We start from the raw sequence: 19766 nt of genomic DNA, 5'->3' as shown, positions 1-19766 counted from the left end.
CGGAACAACTGAACGCGGTTGTCTTTACCTAAGAGTGTCCATCAAAACTACTGCGCAGTTTTGTTCGCCACTCTAGGTACGTCGCGGCCAGGCGTAGCGCGCCCACACCACGCCGATCACCACCATCGCCAGGCCCATGACCAGCATGCCGGCGCCCACACCGGTCGGCCCGAAGCGTTCGTACAAGCTGCCGCCCCGGTTGACCGCCGCCAGGTTGTCTGGATACAGCAGCGTCCACATGCCTTGGCCACTGCTGACCAGGCCGACCATGGTCAACCCCAGGGCCTTGATCGGAATCATGGCCGCTCGCTGGCTGCGGGCGGTGAGCGTTGCAGGCTGAGCGCCAGCGTCCACACCAGCACGCCGATGCCCACGGCCTGCACGGCCATCAGCACGAAATGTGCGACACCGACCACCATGCTGATCTGGCGCACATTGCCTTGTTGCAGCAACAGCATCGGAATGGCCTGAAAGGCGACTTCAGCCAGCAAACAGCCCAGCAGCACCCACAGCGCGGCCAGCCCGGCGCACCGCAGCGACCCGCGTTGGGCACGCCACAGCAGCACCAGCCCCAACAGCAAGGCGATCAACAGCGGCACGCGCGACAGCAGGCTGGTGACCAGGGTCAGCAGGATATCGGTGGCGGTCACGCTGCCCACCTCAGTCGGCGCTGATCAGGACGGCATCGCGTGCGCGCAGCGCGGCGTAGACCGGGTTGGTGTCCGGGCGCACGCCGTGCCATAGCGCGAAGCTTTCGGCCGCCTGCTCGACCAGCATGCCCAGGCCGTCGATGGCGTAGCGGCATTGCGCCGCACGTGCCCAGGCCAGGAAGGCAATGGCGGTTTCGCCATAGTTGAGATCGACCGCTGCGGTGAGGCTGTTGACCAGCCCCAGCGGCAGCGAGAACGCACCAGCGTCGCGATCGCGCCCGGCGGCCGTGGCGTTGACGATCAGCTCGAAGTCGCCCAAATCGCGCAGGTCTTCGATATAGCGCGACATCACCCGTGCCGGTTCGCCCAGCGCATCGCACAGCGCATCGGCGCGCTCGGGCGAACGATTGACCACCACCATTTCGGTGATGCCGGCTTGCAGCAATGCCGGCGCCACGCCGCGTGCGGCGCCACCGGCGCCCAGCAGCAACACGCGACGACCGCGCAGATCCAGCCCGTGGCGGTCGGTGAGATCGCGCACCAGGCCGGCGCCATCGGTGTTGTCGCCCTGCCACTGGCCGTCGTTGCGCACCAGCGTGTTGACCGCGCCAGCCAGCCGCGCGCGATCGCTCAGGCTGGCCGACAATACACAGGCGGCCTCTTTCAGCGGCAAGGTGACGTTGGCGCCCTTGCCGCCTGCCTCGGCGAAGCGCTCCAGCGCGGCGGTGAATTCCTCCGGCGGCGCGTCGATGGCGGTGTAGTCCAGCGCGATGCCGGTCTGCTTCCCGAAGTCGGCATGGATGGCCGGCGACAGCGAATGGGCGACGGGGTGACCGAACACGGCATAACGGGATACGGGCATGAAACGTTCTCTGGTTGACTAGACTGTGCGCGACTTTAGGCAGGAACACCGCATGCAATACCGATGGACGCTGCTCGCGCTGGCGGCAAGTTTACTCTTCGTCCCGGCTGCGTCGGGGCTTGCCGAGTTCGGCATCGAAGGCATGGGCGTGGTCTCCACGCCGGCCAACGAAGCACACGCCACGTTGAGCCCGGACGGCCAGCGCATCGTCTGGGCCAGCGACCGCGCCGGGGGTGCCGGCGGTTGGGATCTGTGGCAGGCCCAACTGAGCGGCGGGCTTTGGCAGAACGCGCAGCCGCTGCCGATCAACACCGCGCAGGACGAGACCTCGCCATTGTTCAGTGCCGATGGCCGCTGGCTGCTGTTCGCCTCCACCCGGCACGGCGGTGCCGGTGGCGCGGATCTGTATCGCGCGCCGGTGGATGCGCAGGGCGGGATCGGTGCAGTGCAATCGCTGGGAGCGGCGGTCAACAGCCGGGGCAACGAGCGCTCCCCGACCCTGTCCCTGGATGGCACGCGATTGCTGTTCGCCAGCGATGGGCACGGCGGTGCCGGCGGCATGGACGTATTCGTGGCACGTTGGGACGGGCAGGCCTTCGTTGCACCGGCGCCGTTGAGCGACATCAACAGCGCTGACGATGAGCTGGATGCGGCCTGGCTCGGCGATGGGCGCGGGCTGGTGTGGGCGCGCGGGCAGACAGATGGGCCCAGCCAGTTATTGCTGGCGACGTGCAAGAACGGGCATTACGGCGCGGGCCAGGCATTGCCGCTGTCGTTCAACGGGCCGCAGGAACGCACTTTCGGGGCGGTGGTGGATGCAGCCAAGCCGGGCGAGTTGCTGGTGACGGGCAGCGCGCGTGCACCGCGTGCCGGGCAACTGGATATCTACCGGATGAAGGCGCCGGTGGTGGATGGGGATGCCAGTTGCCGTTGAGGGTGAGTGGATGCGCGAATCAGACTGAGAGCGGCTGACAAAACTTACATCACGCCGGTGCGTTGCAGGGCGGATGATCCGGGTCTTCGCTGAGGCTTGGCTGAGCTGCGGCAGATTTGTGGATTTGCTGCAGGGTCCTTGCCCGCCCGCCATCGCGGGACACGCTGCAAGTAAGGAGCGTTTAGACAATGCAGATGGATCATTTGTAGAGCCGATGATCTTCAACTTGGCTGCAGGGCCCTTGTCCGCCCACCGTCGCGGGACACGCCGCAAGTACGTCCGTGTAGGCTCTTACGCGGCATCCATGCCGCGCAAGGTCCCGCGACGGTGGGCGGACAAGGACCAGTCGAGATGGTCGGTGTGCAAAGTGCAGGCAATGTGTGACTTGCGTTGTTTCGGGAAACGGGCAGTCCGATCAGTTTTCCAAAGAAAGCCGACTAACAGATGGCTCTTAACAAAGCAGCCAGAAAACTTCCTGGTGCGGTGTCCTCGCTGATTGCGGGACCGTGTGGCGGCATGGATGCCGCCACCGAGCCTCCATGGACGGATTTACGGCGTGTCCCGCGAGCGGTGAGGGCACCGCGCCCTCGACCAACCGGATTTTTTACGTGTTGTCAGCCACTCTAAGGCTGCGACACAGTGGTCATGACCGAGCTCAATACACATCGCGCCGATAACGCCCCGCTGCGGTCAACGACTCCAATCGCGTCTCACCCAGGATCTCGCGCAGCGCGGCATCGACTTCACGCGCCATGCTGTCCAGGCTGCCGCAGACGTACATCACCGCGCCGCGATCGATCCAGTGGCGTAGCGCATCGCCGGCTTCGCGCAGTTGATGCTGCACGTAGCGCTTGTGCGCCTGGTCGCGCGAGAACACCCAATCCAGTTGCTGCAGATGACCACTGCGCTGCCAGGCCTGCAGTTCGTCGGCAAACAGCCGGTCGTGCGCGGCATGACGTTCGCCGAACAGCAACCAATGTCCGTGCACCCCGGCCAGTTCGGCTTCACGCAACAAGCTGCGCAAGCCGGCGATGCCGGTGCCGTTACCGATCAACACCATCGGCGCGTGTTCGACGCGATGGAAACCGGGATTGGTGCGCAGCCGCGCATGCACTGGCGCACCCACGAGCGCATGGCAGATCAGCCAACCCGAGCCAAGACCGGGACTGCCATCGGCGCAGGTGGTCAGGCGCACCACCGTGGTTGCGGTGCCATCGGCCGGCACGCTGGCCAGCGAGTAGTCGCGGGTGGGGAGCCAGGCGCAGGCATCCAGCCACGTTTGTGGATCGGGCGTGGAGGCCGGCGGCGTTGCTGGTGGTTCCGGCAACACGCGCTCGGCAGCGGCTTGCTGCAGCGGCAGTAGCTGCGCGTGCACATGCACCAGCGCATCGGGCTGCAGCTCCCACGCAGCCAGACAGGCGCGCACCTGCACGTCGGCATGCGCGGGCTGCACTTCGAGGATGTCGCCGGCCTGCCAGTGCGCATCGGCAGGTGGATGCAGATCGATGCGCCAGATCGGCGCACCTTCGCTGCCCGGGTTGAGGTGGGTGCGCGATGACAGTGTCCAGTGCATCAGCGTCGGGCGCGTCAATGGGACGGCGGCAACCGGTGCGCCGGCGATCTGCCCCAACTGCGCATGCCACTGCGCCAGGGCCTGCGGATCGGCGTTGTCCATTTCCACCGCGGGGAACAACGGCTGCGCGCCTTGGCTGTTCAACCATTGCTCGATGCGCCGCGAAAACCCGCAGAACTGCGCGTATTGGCGGTCGCCCAGCGCAAGCACCGCATACGCCAGCTGCGGCAACGCCAGCCGCTGACGCAGCAACTCACGCTCGAAGCCGCGCGCCGCGTCCGGCGGCTCGCCATCGCCGAAGGTGCTGACCACGAATAGCGCATGCCGGGTGCCTTGCAGGTGCTGCGCGTCCAGCTGCGCCAGCGAGCGCACCTGCACCGGCAGACCGGCGGCCTGCAAATGCCCGGCCGCCTGCCAGGCAAGGCGCTCGGCGAATCCACTCTGACTGGCGAATCCGATCAACCACGGCTCGGCCTGCGAGGCCGCCGGTGCGCTGTGCAATACAACGCGCGCGGCGCGCAGTTCGCGCTTCTTGCGACGGCGATCCAGGTACAGCATCCAGCCGGTGACGAAGAACACCGACATGCCGACACTGGCCAGCATCACCACGATGCGGCCCGGCAGACCGAAGAAACTGCCCGAATGCAGTGGAAACATGCTGACCAGCAACTGCTGCCCGTACGGCAGCAATGCGTAGTCCTGGCGTTTCAGCAGCGTGCCTCTGGCCGGATCGATTTCCAGATTGTCGTAAGCACGATCGTGGTCGGGATTGTCGGGCAGGAATCGCGCGCTCAGCGGTTGCCCCACACGAGGGGGAATACGCAGATCCAGCGCAGACGTGCGCGTGGCCGGAACGGAATCCAGAGTGCGCTGCACGGCTGCGAAATCCACCGTCGCCGGCCGATGATCGCGCCCGTCGCCGCGCATCGCCGGCTCGGTGCCGAGCAAAGCCACCATGCCATCGCGATACCAGGTGTAGGACCAGGTCAGTCCGGTCAGCGCAACCAGCAGATACACCAGCAGACACCAGGTGCCGAACACCGCGTGCAGGCTCCACAGAAAACTGCGCCCCTGCCGACGCCATTCCACCGCCCACCAGGTGCGCAGACTCCACCAACGTCGCGGCCAACGCAGATACAGGCCCGATGCGCAGAAGAACAGCAGGATCAAGGTGCTTGCACCGGTCACTGCCTGGCCGCGCTTGCCGGCAGTCAGGTGGCGATGCAGATCTTCGATAAATGCAAACGCACCGCTCAACCGCGGAGCGGCGACCTGTTCGCCGGTATACGGATCGAAATACACCCGCCCGCCCCCTTTGCCGGCCAGGCGTGCGGTGGACGGACGCGCGCCGGTGGGGTCGATCAGCATGCGCGTGACCGCCTGCTGCTGGTCCAAATCGAGCTTGCGCAGCAACGCGTCGATCGGCATCGGCCGCTCGCCCGCCGCATGCCGCTCGGCCAACTGCGCGATGGCCGGATTGGCCAGCCGCACGATCTCGTTTTCGAACGACATCAACGCGCCGGTCAACCCCATCACCGACAGCACCAGCCCGGCAGTGATGCCGAGCAGCCAGTGCAGTTGGAACAGAACGGTCTTGGGCACGCGCGAGCAGCCTGGAGCAGTGGGCTCGCCATTGTAGATGAGAATCGTTATCGCAGTTTGGCGCACGGCTGGCGGTGCCCCGGCATTCGAATGCCGGCACGCCACGCTTGATTACTGCTCGATCCCCACCGTCATCCGCGTGCGTACTGGCTGCACGGGAATCAGCCCTCGCGCAACCAACGCGCCACTTGCGGGGCGAAGTAGGTCAGCACGCCATCGGCGCCGGCGCGCTTGAAGGCCATCAACGCTTCCAGCACGCAGCGGCGCTCGTCCAGCCAGCCATTGGCGGCGGCGGCCTTGAGCATCGCGTACTCGCCGCTGACCTGATAGGCGAAGGTCGGCACGCGGAACTCTTCTTTGACCCGCCGCACCACATCCAGATACGGCATGCCCGGCTTGACCATCACCATGTCCGCACCCTCTTCCAGGTCCAGCGCGATCTCGCGCATCGCTTCGTCGCTGTTGGCCGGGTCCATCTGATAGGTGGTCTTGTCGGCCTTGCCCAGATTGCCGGCGCTGCCCACCGCATCGCGGAACGGGCCGTAGAACGCCGAGGCGTACTTGGCCGAATACGCCATGATGCGCACGTTGAGATGGTCGTCAGCATCCAGCGCGCGGCGGATCGCACCGATGCGCCCGTCCATCATGTCCGAGGGCGAAATGATGTCCACGCCGGCCTGCGCATGCGACAGCGATTGCCTGACCAGCGCCTCGACGGTGATCTCGTTGAGCACATAGCCCTTGGCGTCGATGATGCCGTCCTGGCCGTGCGTGGTGTACGGATCCAGCGCCACGTCGGTCATGATGCCCAACTCGGGGAAACGCGCTTTCAGCGCACGCACCGCACGCTGCGCCAGGCCGTCCGGGTTCCAGGCTTCGGCTGCGTCCAGGCTTTTGCCGGACGGGTCGATCACCGGGAACAGATCGATCACCGGAATACCCAGTTCCAGCGCGTTTTCCGCCTCGTGCAGCAATTCGTCCAGCGACAGGCGCTCCACGCCCGGCATCGACGCGATCGGCACGCGGCCGGATAACTCGTGCACGAACACCGGCCAGATCAAATCGTCAGTGGTCAGCGTGTTTTCGCGCATCAACCGACGCGAAAACGCGTCATGGCGCATGCGGCGGGGACGGTAGTGGGGATGGGCCATCGTGGGCTCCTGTCAGCAGCCGGCAAGTTTACGCCCGCCATCTGTCGCTGGACGTGCTGCGACGCTGTGTCGCAGCGCGTCCAGCGGGTCAGATCACCCCACCGCCCAGGCCCAGGCGGATCACCCCGACCACAATCACCACGGCATTGAGCAGCAAGCCGGTCTTGGCACGCCCGCGGTTGCCAGCCGAGGTAAACAGCAGCGCAATCGCCGCGATCAGCGCGCCCACCGCCGCAAACGGAATCAGGAACCAGTTGCCCCAACCCAACAAGGGGATAAAGGCCAGAACCATCCACAGCAGCGCCACAATGCCCCACAGCAGGCTGATCAATCCCACGTGTCACCTCGTCATTCATAGAAGGCCTGAGCTTAGCGCCGCGCCCGCCAAGACGCAGTGGGCAGGTGGTCACCCTGACCAATGGCGGCTTGGCGGCAGCCTCACATGGGCATGGCTAGGGTGCGGCAAAGTCCGGCGCGATTCAGTCCGGGCGCCGGATCATCGCTGTCACTGTCGTTCAACAGGGGGCTTCATCATGAACAAGCATGTCGTCATCGCCGCTGGGCTCGCCATGCTCCTGGCCGGCTGCGCCAGCAGCTCCAAGGTCATGCTGGGCCAGGCGCGTGCGCCGATCGACCCGGCGCAGGTCCAGGTGTACTCCAACGCCCCGGTCGGCTCGGTGGAGATCGCCCAGCTCGAATCCACCAGCGCGGCCGGTTTCGGCACCCAGGGCCAGACCGATGCCGCCGTCATGCGGCTGAAGCGCGAAGCCGCCAAGCTCGGCGCCAACGGCGTGGTCATCGTCGGCGTAGGCTCCGAACGCTCCGGCGGCGGCTTGTCGGTGGGCGGCGGCAGCTACGGCGGCCGCGTCGGCGGCGGGCTGGGGATCGGAATCCCGACTACGCAGAAACGCGCGGCTGGTATGGCGATCTGGGTGCCTGCGGGTGCAGCAGATGCAACGCGGTCACAGGAGCAGGGGCAGTAATAGGCACGTCTCCATCGTCGAAATATCTTGATCGTGGAGAGGTACTAATTCAGCCATCCACGATGGAGCTTATTGTTAGCAGGACTAGCACTAATGCATTGTCAAGTGCAATGTCGTGCCGCGCCCATGCCTGATGAAACCCCAAACCGGATACAGTATTCTTACTGAACAAAGCGGTTTGCATCAGTCACGCGCTAGGTACAGACAAATCGATGCGCTAAGACGCCCGAAAGCGCGCATTGCGACTCATCGTTTTCTATCGAACGCCTTACTGACCTCCTCAACATAAGGATTAGTGATGAAGAACTTGATATGGATATTGGCGTTATTTTTTATTGGGCAGGCTGAAGTCCAAGCCAAGGGCACTTACCAACCGCTCGTCTGCCGCGACAACGATCCTTTCGTGTTCTGTACGCAAGGCTGCAAAGATAACGATAAAAATTGGCTACCTATCGATCCCATCAGCGGGTCGTGGGTAGCGGCTCCTGGCTATTGCCTTGTACCGAGCCTGTCGCCCTGCTGCGCGGGCCCAGTCTGTCTTCAGGCATGGACACCGACAGCGATTGCCGCTCTCGCCCAATACCAGTCCATTTGCCCAGATGCTAGTAAGCAAGGTAAGTGGACAGGCCAAAAGCGGCCTGAAAACGTTCCGTTCAACCATTAAGCTCCTCAACCACGTTTACTGCTGAGGGTGTCGACAATGCACGTCGGATCTACCTTTGCTGTACTGAAGATCTGCCAGGCGTTGTATCAGGCCTACTTCTACTAGTTAGAGAGCAGATCACGATTGTTCAATTTCGAATTGAGCTGCATCGAGTGGATGCAGCTTCCAGAATAACCACGTCGGATCATTGCCCTGGCGCGCTGCGAAAGCCGCGCCCTTAGCCTAGCATTTGAACGGCCGGCAAATCTCAGTCAACCAGCGCTCTTACAATGACTTCCGCTGCGCCTGAACGAACTGGGTTTCCACTGCCTTGGCCAGCTGATCCGGCGGGAGCAGGCCTTGGTCGAGCAGGAAGTTGTTGAAGGCCAGGCGGTCGAACTTCTTGCCTAGCGCCAGTTCGGTGCGCATGCGTAGCTCGAGGATGCGGGTGTAGCCGTAGAAGTAGCTGCCGGCCTGGCCGGGGGCGCGGACGGTGTAGCGGTCCAGTTCCTGGCGGGTCATGGCGGGCGAGAGGCCGACGTCGTCTTCGAGCACCTGGCGGGCGCGTTCGCGGTCGATCAGGCCTAGGTTGAGCATCGGGTCGAGCATGGCGCGGGCGGCGCGCAGCAGGCGGAACTGCAGGGCGATCAGCTGGCCGTCGAGTGGTTCGTACGGCACCATTTCGGCTTCGGCATACAGCGCCCAGCCTTCGACGTTGACCGAGTTGAACGCAAACATGCTGCGCGCCAGCGAGACGCCGCGTTCGACCATGGCGGTGAACTGCAGTTCGTGGCCAGGGCGGCCTTCATGTGCGCTGAGCGTCCAGGCGGCCGAGCCGAAGTTGAAGTCGTCGTATTGCTCCTTCTTGGCGCCGTCGGCGGTCGGGTTGCCCAGCGGCAGCACGAACTGGCCCTGCTGGCCGGTGTTGCCGATCAGCGGTGCGGGCAGGAAATGCGGCGCCGGTTGGGCGGCGCTTTCGGCGGCGCTGCCCAGGCGCATCTGCATGGGGCGCTTGGGCACATCGACGATGCGCTGCTGACGGATGATCGGGTCGATCTGGTCGATCACGCCGCGGTAGTGGGTTTCCAGCTGGTCGTCGGCGATGGTGTTGCCCTTGAGCGCGCGGATCACCTGCACGTAATCGCTGCCCTGCACGCCCTTGGCCTTGGCCACCAGCGGTGCGAGCTGTTGCATGACCGAGCGGGTTTCCATGAATTCCAGCTGCGCGCGCTGGATCAACTGCTGCGGGGCGATATCGATGCCGACCTGCTTGAGCTGGAACGCGTACAGCGGCTCGGGCAGGCGGGTGTCCTTGCGCGCCTTGGGCAGCACGTTGGTGCGGGTCCAGTTGGCGTAGTCCTTGAGCTGGGTGGACATCGCCTTGAGCGCCTCGTCGGCGCCGGCGATCTTGTACTTGGCGAACAGTTCACCGATGCCGGCGACGTAGGTGTCCACGTTCGCCAGTGCCTGCTCCACTTCGCGTTCGGTAGGCTGCAGCAGGGCTTTGTTGCCGAGCTGTTCTTCGTAACGCTGGCGGGCCAGCGTGGTGGTGGGCGTGCTGCCCGGCACCAGGCCGACGTAACGCTTGAGGCGGTCCAGCGCCTTGGCGCGGCGCTCGGGCACCGTCTGGTCGGACAACAACCCGTTGAGACCACTGAAGACCAGCTGCGGTGCGTCGTTCCAGGGCAGCAGATAGCGCTCGTTGAGCTCGCTGCCCTCGATGTTCTGTTCGGCCGCGCCGATCATGATCTGCAGATCCTGGCGCACGTTGGCATCGCGCTCGGTCGCCAGCTTGGCCTGCAACGCGGCACGCGCCTTGCTCATCGCATCGCGATAGCGCGCGGCGTTGTCCGGGCCCAGGTCGATGACCTGGTCGTCGTAGCCGGGCACGCCGAAGAAGCTGGCGTATTCGGGCTGAAACGGGGCCTGCGCAGTGAGCAGGATCTGTGCGTAGCCGTTGCTGGTCTGTACCCAGGCCGGCGTCGGGCGTTGGGCCGGCGCGGCCTTGGTCGTCTGGCTCTGGGCCGGGGCTTGGGACACCGGCAACGCGGTGCCCAGAACGAGCGCGACAGCAACGACAAGTGGTTTCATGGAAAGGCATCTGCAAAGAGAAGTAGCGCGACCCTACCCATCTGCGGCGGTGGCGGCAATGCGTCTTAGGTCATGGCTGGCAAGGCGGCGGTTGCGCGGCGGGCAACAGACTGATCGGATCGGCCTGTGCGCTGGCGAATGTCAACGTCTGGTACGTCCAGCGGCCGTGCCTGCGTGTGGCGTCCACTTGCACACTGCCCTGCCCGCGCGGCCCGTGCAGGCCAACACTGAAATGCGCTTCCCCTAGTGGACCGACATAACTGACGCTGCCGTCGGGCAGAAAAGCCTCGTCGATCGGCGTGCCCAGCGCTTGCATCACCCGTGTATCGGAGCGCGCGATGTGCAGCGCACCGCTGTACACATCGCTGGACTTCACCGCCCCGGTGATCACGTAGACCAGCGCGCCGACCACCAGCGCCAACACCACAAACAGCGCCAGCCCGATGCCGGGCACGATCCATTTCCAGTTGCGGCTCCAGAACTCGGGAGCTCGCACGCCGCGTTGCGGTGACCCCGGAATCAGTGGCGGGAGTGACATGGCAGGTCCTTTGCAGTGCGGTGAGCAACGGTTGAGGGGGGGCAGCTGGCCGCAACCACGCGTGCCTGTCAGTTGCACAAGAATGCCGACCCAGCACCGCTGGCGGAAGAACGGCAGACGTTGCGCCGACGCGGTGGCGCTTCCGTGTGATGGCCGCAGGTGTAGCGCGCCGCATCGATCACGATGAACACCAAGGCCTCAGTGAGCTGGCTGCGGCAACCGCGCAGCCAGCCGATGTCTGGATTAGGGCATCAAGCAACGCTGGATGAAGGCCTCTGCGGTCTTGTAACGATGCAAGGCAGTGCTGCCGGATAAGCCGTGTTTCGCACCTGGATAGGTCATCAATTCGAATGCAGTACCGCGCTGTTGCAGGTCGCTCATCAGCGCGGTGGAATTGGTGAACAACACGTTGTCGTCGGCCATGCCGTGGATCAGCAGCAGCTTGGCGCTCAGGCCGTCCAGATGAGTAGCGATGCGTGCGTGGCGGTAGCCGTCGGCGTTGCCGGCCGGCAGGTCCATGTAACGCTCGGTGTAGTGGGTGTCGTATAGCCCCCAATCGGTGACTGGTGCACCGGCCACGCCGCAGGCATACGCATCGCTGTGTTTGGCGAGCAGCATCAAGGTCATGTAGCCGCCGTTGGACCAGCCTTGCACGCCGATGCGCGTTGGATCGACCCAGCGCTGCGCCTTGAGCCAGGCCACACCCTGCAGTTGGTCGTCCACTTCGACAGTGCCCTGCTTGCCGTAAAGCGCACCGCCGAAGTCGCGGCCGCGCCGCGGGGTGCCGCGATTGTCCAGCGAGAACACCACATAGCCGCGCTGGGCCAGGTATTGATCGAACAACGCATCGCCACGGCTCGGCCAGGCATCGAGCACCGTCTGCGCGGCGGGGCCGCCATACACGTACACCATCACCGGATAGCGCTTGGCCGGGTCGAAGTTGTCCGGCTTGATCAGGCGATACTGCAGCGGAGTCTTGCCATCGGCAGCGGTGAGCGTGCCGAATTCCACCGGGCGCTGCGCGTCGCGGTACTTGGCGTAAGGGTGCTGCGGATCGGCCAGATCGTTCTTGAGCAGCGTGGCAATTTTTTCGCCATTGGCGCGGAACAGCTCGATCTGCGGCGGCGTGCTGGTGTTGGACCAGCTATCGACATAGACGCTGGCATTGCTGGCGAAACTGGCTACATGCGTGCCGTTGGTTTTTGAACGTTTTTCGATCGCACCACCTGCCAGCGGCACGGCGTAGATGTGGGTCTGGGTCGGCGACTCCTTGCTTGCGGAAAAGTACACCGTGCCGGCGTGCTCATCGACGGCGAGCAGTGCGTCGACCACCCAGGCGCCGGAGGTCAGCGGCGTGAGCGTGGCGCCGTCTTCGGAGGCAATGTAGAGATGCTCGTAACCGCTGCGCTCGGAGTTCCAGACAAAGCGGCCGTCCTTGAGAAAACGCAGGTCGTTGTTGAGCGGCACCCAGGTTGGCGAGGTCTCGGTGATGAGCACGCGCTGCTTGCCGCTGGCAAGCGTGGTTTCGATCAGCTCGAGTGTTTTCTGATCGCGCGATTGGCGTTGGAAGGTCAGCCGTTGCGGGTCGCGCCAGTCCACGCGGGCGAGATAAATATCGGAGTTGTTGCCCAGATCGATCCAGCGTGGCGTCGCACTGGCACGCGGTGCGATCACGCCCAGTTGCACGGCCACATTCGGTTGCCCCGCTTGCGGATAGCGCTGTTCGATCACCTCGGTGTGGTCGGCATAGACTTCCGGGCGTTTCTGCACCGGTACGCCGGATTCGTCGATGCGCGCGAAGGCAATCGCCGAATCGTCCGGCGCCCACCAATAGCCGGTGTGGCGATCCATTTCTTCGTCGGCGACGAACTCGGCCACGCCATTGCCGATGGTCTCGCTGCCATCGCGAGTGAGCTGCAGCTGTTTGCCGCTAGCCAGATCGATCACCCACAAATTGCGCTGCCGCACGAAGCTGACAAAGCCGCCTTTGGGCGAGAGCTTGGGGTCGGTGGCGAAGCCTTCGCCGTGGGTGAGTTTGCGCACCGCTGCCGCGCCGGTCTTGCGCAGGTCGTACAGATACAACTCGCCGCCGAGCGGGAACAGCAGCGCGTGCGCGTCCGGCGCCCATTGATAATCGACGATGCCGGCGAAGGCGGCGATGCGTTGGCGTTCGCGGCGGGCCTTTTCGACATCGCTCAAGACTTCGGTGCCGGGCAATACGACCTTGGAATCGACCAGCAAGCGGGTCTGGCCGCTGGCGATGTCGTACTCCCACAGATCCAGTTGATTGCGGTCATTGTCCTTGCCGCGCAGAAAGGTCACGCGCGAACCATCGGGGGCGACCTGGGGTTTCATCAGCGTCGGGCCGGACAGCGGCAACGGGCCGGTGATGGCGTCGAGGGTGAGTTTTTCGGCGTGGGCGGTGGTGATCGTGCTGAGCATGAGGGCAAGGGCGGCGAACAGGGAACGCATCGAAGATCCTGTCTGAAGACTGCGCACAGGATGCGGGGGTACTACGGATTTGAGAAGCGCGGCGATCCTGGCGTTGGCCGCTCAGGCGTGTGCGCGTGGGGATGGGTTGTGCCAGGGGTGTGCATGCATCGTGAGATGTTTGGGGGCGGTGGGGACTAACGCGTTGCTACGCGTGGCGAGGGAGCGCAATTGGGGGTTCGCTGTCAGTCTCCGGCGACGCCGTACCCTCACCCCAACCCCCGCTCCGCGCCCCAGCCCGCGCTTGCGGCGCGGGCGCACCAACGCACGCGCGCCAGTGGCGCGCAAGCTGTGCCTTGGCGCCCCGAGGGGAGAGGGGCTCGAGACGCCCCTTTGATGTGTCGCGTGCGGTTGATGCGCGTGTACTGTTGCGCAACCGCTCCTACGACGTTGCTTCAGCGCTTGCCGAACAGGTGCTTGCGCTCTTCCTCGCCCAGCGGCTTGCCGGCGTTTGGGTTGACCTGGTCCTTGAGCGCATAGGCGCGCTGCGTGGCCGGACGCGCGGCGATGGCGTCGTGCCAGCGCTTGAGATGCGGGAAGGCGGCGTAGTCCGGCTTGAGGTCGCCATAGACCTCGATCCAGGGGTAGCTGGCCATGTCGGCGATACCGTACTCGGGGCCGGCCAGGAACGCGTACTCGGCCAGGCGCTTGTCGAGCACGCCGTGCAATCTGCGCACTTCGGCGTTGTAGCGGTCGATCGCGTAGGAAATCTTTTCCGGCGCATAGACGTTGAAGTGGCCCATCTGGCCGCTCATCGGCCCCAGCCCGCTCATCTGCCAGAACAGCCATTCCAGTGCGGCGATGCGGCCACGCGCATCGCGCGGCAGGAAGCGGCTGGTTTTTTCCGCCAGGTACAGCAGGATCGCGCCGGATTCGAACACGCTCTGCGCGGGGCCGCCATCGGCCGGTGCGTGGTCGACGATCGCCGGCATCTTGTTGTTGGGCGAGATCTGCAGGAAGGCCGGTTCGAACTGTTCGCCTTTGCCGATGTTGACCGGCTTGAGCGTGTAGTCCAGCCCGGCTTCTTCCAGGAACAAGGTGACCTTGTGGCCGTTGGGGGTGGGCCAGTAATACAGGTCGATCATCGGGTGCTCCAGTTCGGAAGGGGTTTGCACGCAGCTGCGTGCCGTGGCGTTCGATGGTACGACCAAGCCCGCTACCAGCGCGTGCGCTCGCCGTGGCCCCGAGTGGAACGATGTGTGACGCGATTGGGTCGCGACCGATGCTGCAGTGCAAATTGACTTCGTTAAGCCTGCGCTAACAAATGCGTGATTGTTTCATCGACCTTTGCCAGTCCTGACTTGGGGCCGGCTTTTTTTCGCTTGGGGAAGAAATCATCGTGAGAGAGCTCCGCACCCTGCCGCGCACGCGGCGCTTGACGTCTGCCTTGTTGTTCGCATTGTCGACGCCGCTGGCAGCGCAAACCGCGCCGGCGCCGCAGTCGGCCTCGACCGTCCCCGGCTCCAGCCAGGCCGACCCCGCCACGCTCGATACCGTGCAGGTCAGCGGTATCCGCGGCAGCCTCACCTCGTCGATGAACGTCAAGCGCGATGCGCAAGGCATCGTCGACGGCATCGTGGCCGAGGACATCGGCAAGTTCCCCGATACCAATCTGGCCGAGTCGCTGCAGCGCATCAGCGGCGTGTCGATCGACCGCTCGCTGGGCGAAGGTTCGCGCGTGACCGTGCGCGGCGTCGGCCCGGACTTCAACCTGGTGCTGTTGAACGGCCGGCAGATGCCCGGCGCCAGCATCGAAGAATCCAACGCCTCCAACTCGCGTGCGTTCGACTTCGCCAACCTGGCGTCCGAGTCGATCTCCGGCATCGAGGTGTTCAAGACCAGCCGCGCCAGCACGCCCACCGGCGGCATCGGTGCGACCATCAACATCAAGACCGCCCGGCCGCTGGACAACCCGGGCATGCATGCCAATGTGGGTTTGAAGGGCGTGCACGATGCGTCCAACGAGAACTTGCCGGGCCGCCTGCAGGGCGATGCGCTGACGCCGGAAATCTCTGGCATCTTCAGCAACACCTCGGCCGATGGACGCTTTGGCGTGTCGCTGAGCGGCAGCTATCAGGAGCGCGATTTCGGCTACAGCCAGGTCGGCGTGCCCAACGGCTGGCGTTCGTTCCGTGGCGACTCCACCGCCTACGGCACCATCCCGCAGCCGGGTGCGCCGGGCTCGGAGAACATCGTCAACCGCCCCGGCCCGAACGACATCTACTCGGTGCCGCAGAACCTCAACTATCGCGTGGTCGGCGTCGAGCGCCAACGCACCAACGGGCAGCTGGTACTGCAGTACAAGCCGCTGGACAACATCACCACCACGCTGGATTACACGTACTCGGAAAACAAGATCCAGCAGCAGCGCAACGAAATGTCGGTGTGGTTCAACTACGGCCCCTCGGCCAGTGCCTGGACCAACGGTCCGGTGGCCGGCCCGATCACCTACTCGGAATTCGTCAACCCGGCCACCAGCGATCTGGCCACCGCCGGCTCCAATGCGGCCACGCGCAACCAGAACAAGTCGCTGGGCTTCAACGTGGATTGGGCGGTGACCGATCAGTTCAAGCTCAACTTCGACATCCACCGCTCCACCGCCGAAGCCGGTGCGGACAGCCCGTACGGCTCGAGCAATTCGCTGGGCGTCTCGGGCTTTTACCGCGGCACCTCGGTGGTGGATTTCAGCAAGGATTTCCCGGTGTTGCAGCAGCAGTTGGGCTTCGGCCTGAACGGGCTGGACCCCTCGCGCACGCTGGTCACCGGCTCGGCATTCCGCAACAGCTACATGAAGTCGGAGATCGACCAAGCCCAGGTCAACGGCGACTTCACCTTCGAAAATTATTCGCAGTTGAAGTTCGGTATCGGCAGCACCGAGGTCAAGAACCGCTCGGCGTTTTCCAACGTGCAGCGCGATACCTGGGGCGGCAACGGCACCGCGGCCGACTATCCGGACGATCTGTGGATTCCGAGTTCGTTCGCGCAGTATTTCGATGCGATCGACGGCAGCGGCAATCCGGCGCAGTTCAACCAGCTGTTCCTGTTCGACTTCGAGCGCGCCCGTCAGGCCGCCGCGCAAGCGGCGGGCGATGACGCGCTGTACCGCATCTCGCCGGTGTTCACCACCGACCGCCGCGTGACCGAAAAATCCAAGAACGCCTACTTGCAGTGGAACAACAGCTGGGACGATCTGCGCGTGCCGATCAGCCTGGCCGCCGGTGTGCGTTACGAAGAAACCAAGGTGGACGCGCAGGCACTGGTGCCGGTGGCGGTGGGCATCGACTGGGTCGCCAACAACGAGTTGCCGATCCGCCTGGCCGATTCGGCGTTCGCCAGCGGCAGCGGCAAGTACGAATACTGGCTGCCCAGCCTGGACCTGAGCTTCAAGCTCACCGAGGACCTGGTGCTGCGCGGCAGCTACGGCGAAACCATCGGCCGCCCCGGTTGGGGCGACATCCAGGGCGGGCAGACGCTCAACCAGATCGCGCGCCTGGAAGGCGGCACCGGCCAGGAAGGCAACCCCGGCCTGAAGCCACTGCTCTCGCACAACATCGATTTCTCGCTGGAGTGGTACTACAGCGATGCCAGCTACGCCTCGGTGGGCTTCTTCCGCAAGAACATCGACAACTACATCGGGGTGACCACGCGCAACGACACCTCGCTGGGATTGAACACCCCGGTGGGCGGTGCGTACTGGAACGAAGCGCTGGGCAACGGCTGCGCCTCGGCCGACCTGACCTGTATCCGCAACTACATCTTCCGCAACCGCGGCGGCGCGCCCGGCGTGGTGCGCGGAGCTGACGATGCCAACGGCAATGCCACCGGCGTGATCAGCGGGCAGCCCGGCGACCCGGTGGCCAACTTCGCCATCACCGCGCCGGCCAACCAGCGCTCGGCGTCGCTGGATGGCTGGGAATTCAACCTGCAGCACATGTTCGGCGACAGCGGCTTCGGCGTGTCGGCCAACTACACCATGGTCGACTCCGGGCTGACCTACAACAACGCAGTGATCGGCGAGCAGTTCGCGCTGGAAGGCCTGAGCGATTCGGCCAACGTGGTCGGCTTCTACGACCGCGACAAGTGGCAGGTGCGTGCGGCCTACAACTGGCGCGACGAATTCCTGGCCGCACGTTTCGACGGCAGCGGCCAGCCCAACCCGGTCTATACCGAAGCCTACGGCCAGCTGGATCTGAGCGTCGGGTATCAATGGACCGAGAACCTGTCGTTGAGCCTGGAGGCGATCAACCTCACCGACGAGGTGCAGCGCCAGCATGGCCGTCACCCGAACCAGATCGTCTATGCCACCCAGACCGGCCCGCGCTACATGTTGGGCGTGCGCTACAAGTTCTGGTGAGGCCGCGCTTTGCTCATGCAGTGATGCGCTTTTAAGCGCTCCCGGCAGCGAGTCTGCCGGAGCGTCTAGCACGACGCTCTCTTTGCGTTTCCCGGATGTGTTGCATCCGGGACTTGCCACGCCGAAGCAACTGTCCAAGCATGGGCCACGCGCCCCGCGTGATGTGTCACTTTCCCCCATGACCAATGCCGTGTTGTTGAACAATCTCGATCACCGCGATCTGCGCGTGATCACCACGCACGGCGCCGCCTTCGGCGATGACGTGATGTCGGCTGCGACGTTTCCGCAGGAATTTCGCCAGCTGCAAGCGCAGTACCCGATCGTGTTCCATCGCAATGGCGAGCGCAGTTTTCAGCCGCTGGCGTTGCTGGGCCTGCGCCTGGGCGAAAACCTGTTTCTGGACGGTGCACGCTGGGATGCGCCGTACGTGCCGCTGGCGATTCAGCGCCAACCATTCCTGATCGGCGAGCAAGCGGACGGACCGATGGTGCACGTGGATCTGGACAGCCCGCGCATCAGCCGCACCTACGGCGAGCTGCTGTTTCGCGAACACGGCGGCACCAGCGAGTTTCTCGACCGCATCAGCCAGGTGTTGCGCACCTTGCATGATGGCCTGGCGGCGAGCGAGGCCTTCGTCGCACGCTTGCTCAGCTACGATCTGCTGGAACCGTTCGTGTTCGAGGCCACGCTGGAAAACGGCCTGGAATGCCGCCTGGCAGGGCTCTACGCCGTGCACGAAGAACGCCTGCGCGCGCTCGACGATGCGGCGTTGCTCGAGTTGCACCGACACGGCGATCTGGAACCGCTGTACATGGCGGTGGCCTCGATCGCGCAGTTCCGCCATCTGCTCGACCGCATGCAGCGCCGCCATGCTGGCTGAGCCGCGCGCCATCGAAGAATTGCACGGACTGGACCCGCAACAGCTGGACCCAGCCTTGCTGCGCTCGACAACGCCGTTGGTATTGCGCGGGCTGGTCCGCGACTGGCCGCTGGCGCAGGCCGGCGCGACTTCTGCACAGGCAGCGGCCATGTATCTGCGCGGTTTCGACCGCGGCGAGGCGGTGGTGGCGCAGGTCGGCCCGCCGGAGATCGGTGGGCGCTTCTTCTACAACGCGGACATGAGCGGCTTCAACTTCCGCCCCGAACGCGTGCCGCTGAGCGTGGTGCTGGACACCCTGCTGCGCGATCTGCATAACCCGCAGCCACCGGCGATCTACGTCGGCTCCACCACGTTGGACACCTACCTGCCCGGCCTGCGCGCGCACAACCCGATCGCCCTGCCGCAGAGCGAACCACTGGCCAGCATCTGGATCGGCAACCGCACCCGCATTGCCGCCCATCAGGACCTGCCCGACAACCTGGCCTGCGTGGTCGCCGGGCGGCGCCGCTTCACCCTGTTTCCGCCCACGCAATTGGCCAATCTCTACATCGGCCCGCTCGACCTCACCCCGGCCGGGCAGCCGGTCAGCCTGGTCGATATCGCCGCGCCGGATTTGCAGCGTTTTCCACGCTATGCGCAGGCGCTGGAACACGCATTGGTGGCCGAGTTGGGACCGGGCGATGCGTTGTTCATTCCCAGCATGTGGTGGCATCACATCGAAGCGCTGGAGTCCTTCAACGTGCTGGTGAATTTCTGGTGGCGGCAGAGTCCGGCCTATATGGATTCGCCGATGAACGCGCTGATGCTGGCCCTGCTCACCATCCGCGACCTGCCAGCGGAGCAACGCGCGATCTGGCAGGACGTGTTCGAGCATTACGTGTTCGATGCCGACGCGCACACCGCCGCACATATGCCCGAGGCGGCGCGCGGTGTGCTGGCACCGATGGACGAGACCCGTGCGCGCAGCCTGCGCGCGCGGTTGCTGCAACGCCTGAATCGCTGAGGATCACTCGCC

General features: G+C 64.7%; 15 protein-coding genes. 5 read left to right on the top strand and 10 right to left on the bottom strand.

Features of this window, described 5'->3' with window-relative positions:
• Positions 1-72: 72 nt before the first annotated feature.
• Genes AC1KVG_RS09165 through aroE form a run of 3 tightly spaced genes read right to left on the bottom strand, consistent with a single transcriptional unit; the run spans position 73 to position 1512 of the window.
• Complete coding sequence (locus AC1KVG_RS09165; RefSeq protein WP_481094200.1) at positions 73-300, bottom strand: hypothetical protein; 228 nt, start codon at positions 298-300, stop codon at positions 73-75.
• Positions 297-659 carry a hypothetical protein gene (locus AC1KVG_RS09160; protein ID WP_481094199.1) on the bottom strand — a complete coding sequence of 121 codons (363 nt, stop codon included), beginning with the start codon at positions 657-659 and terminating at the stop codon, positions 297-299. The genes AC1KVG_RS09165 and AC1KVG_RS09160 overlap by 4 nt, the downstream gene beginning before the upstream one ends.
• A 1-nt stretch (position 660) precedes the next feature.
• Positions 661-1512 carry a shikimate dehydrogenase gene (gene aroE / locus AC1KVG_RS09155; protein WP_481094198.1) on the bottom strand — a complete coding sequence of 284 codons (852 nt, stop codon included), beginning with the start codon at positions 1510-1512 and terminating at the stop codon, positions 661-663.
• 52 nt (positions 1513-1564) lie between these two features.
• Between aroE and AC1KVG_RS09150 the strand changes: the two genes are divergently transcribed.
• A complete protein-coding gene (locus AC1KVG_RS09150) occupies positions 1565-2446 on the top strand; it encodes a TolB family protein (RefSeq protein ID WP_481094197.1) in 882 nt (293 codons plus the stop codon).
• Between the two features lie 655 nt (positions 2447-3101).
• On the opposite strand, the gene AC1KVG_RS09145 is transcribed toward AC1KVG_RS09150, so the two are convergent.
• From AC1KVG_RS09145 to AC1KVG_RS09135, 3 genes are all read right to left on the bottom strand, one after another.
• The gene (locus tag AC1KVG_RS09145) at positions 3102-5621 is read right to left on the bottom strand and encodes a PepSY domain-containing protein (protein ID WP_481094196.1); all 2520 of its coding nucleotides are present in this window, start codon (positions 5619-5621) and stop codon (positions 3102-3104) included.
• A 161-nt stretch (positions 5622-5782) separates the two neighbouring features.
• Entirely contained in the window at positions 5783-6772 is a 990-nt protein-coding gene (gene hemB / locus AC1KVG_RS09140; RefSeq protein WP_481094195.1) for a porphobilinogen synthase, read from the bottom strand.
• Positions 6773-6860: 88 nt separating this feature from the next.
• Positions 6861-7103 (bottom strand): hypothetical protein, encoded by a 243-nt coding sequence (locus AC1KVG_RS09135; protein WP_176339772.1) that lies wholly within the window; start codon positions 7101-7103, stop codon positions 6861-6863.
• Positions 7104-7305: 202 nt separating this feature from the next.
• On the opposite strand from AC1KVG_RS09135, the gene AC1KVG_RS09130 reads away from it, so the two are divergent.
• Positions 7306-7755 carry a hypothetical protein gene (locus AC1KVG_RS09130; protein WP_481094194.1) on the top strand — a complete coding sequence of 150 codons (450 nt, stop codon included), beginning with the start codon at positions 7306-7308 and terminating at the stop codon, positions 7753-7755.
• A gap of 928 nt (positions 7756-8683) precedes the next feature.
• On the opposite strand, the gene AC1KVG_RS09125 is transcribed toward AC1KVG_RS09130, so the two are convergent.
• The 4 genes from AC1KVG_RS09125 to AC1KVG_RS09110 all read right to left on the bottom strand — a co-directional run bounded on the left by AC1KVG_RS09125 (position 8684) and on the right by AC1KVG_RS09110 (position 14602).
• Positions 8684-10489, bottom strand: coding sequence for a DUF885 domain-containing protein (locus tag AC1KVG_RS09125; protein WP_481094193.1), 1806 nt, complete (start codon positions 10487-10489; stop codon positions 8684-8686).
• Between the two features lie 70 nt (positions 10490-10559).
• On the bottom strand, positions 10560-11027 hold the full coding sequence (locus AC1KVG_RS09120) for a cytochrome c oxidase assembly factor Coa1 family protein (protein ID WP_481094192.1): 468 nt from the start codon (positions 11025-11027) through the stop codon (positions 10560-10562).
• Positions 11028-11270: 243 nt separating this feature from the next.
• Positions 11271-13499 (bottom strand): S9 family peptidase, encoded by a 2229-nt coding sequence (locus tag AC1KVG_RS09115; RefSeq protein ID WP_481094191.1) that lies wholly within the window; start codon positions 13497-13499, stop codon positions 11271-11273.
• A gap of 413 nt (positions 13500-13912) precedes the next feature.
• Positions 13913-14602 (bottom strand): glutathione binding-like protein, encoded by a 690-nt coding sequence (locus AC1KVG_RS09110; RefSeq protein ID WP_481094260.1) that lies wholly within the window; start codon positions 14600-14602, stop codon positions 13913-13915.
• A 254-nt stretch (positions 14603-14856) separates the two neighbouring features.
• Here AC1KVG_RS09110 and AC1KVG_RS09105 point away from each other — a divergent pair, with 254 nt between their 5' ends.
• The 3 genes from AC1KVG_RS09105 (at position 14857) to AC1KVG_RS09095 (ending at position 19754) form a co-directional block, all read left to right on the top strand.
• A complete protein-coding gene (locus tag AC1KVG_RS09105; RefSeq protein WP_481094190.1) occupies positions 14857-17871 on the top strand; it encodes a TonB-dependent receptor in 3015 nt (1004 codons plus the stop codon).
• Between the two features lie 178 nt (positions 17872-18049).
• Positions 18050-18751: a SapC family protein gene (locus AC1KVG_RS09100; RefSeq protein WP_481094259.1), complete on the top strand. Its 702-nt coding sequence runs from the start codon at positions 18050-18052 to the stop codon at positions 18749-18751.
• Complete coding sequence (locus AC1KVG_RS09095) at positions 18741-19754, top strand: cupin-like domain-containing protein (RefSeq protein ID WP_481094189.1); 1014 nt, start codon at positions 18741-18743, stop codon at positions 19752-19754. The genes AC1KVG_RS09100 and AC1KVG_RS09095 overlap by 11 nt, the downstream gene beginning before the upstream one ends.
• Positions 19755-19766 lie beyond the last annotated feature (12 nt).

Source organism: Xanthomonas sp. NCPPB 3959 (genome assembly GCF_056675575.1).
The sequence above is the reverse complement of the archived record's forward strand: the minus strand, read 5'-3'. Positions and strand labels throughout refer to the sequence as shown.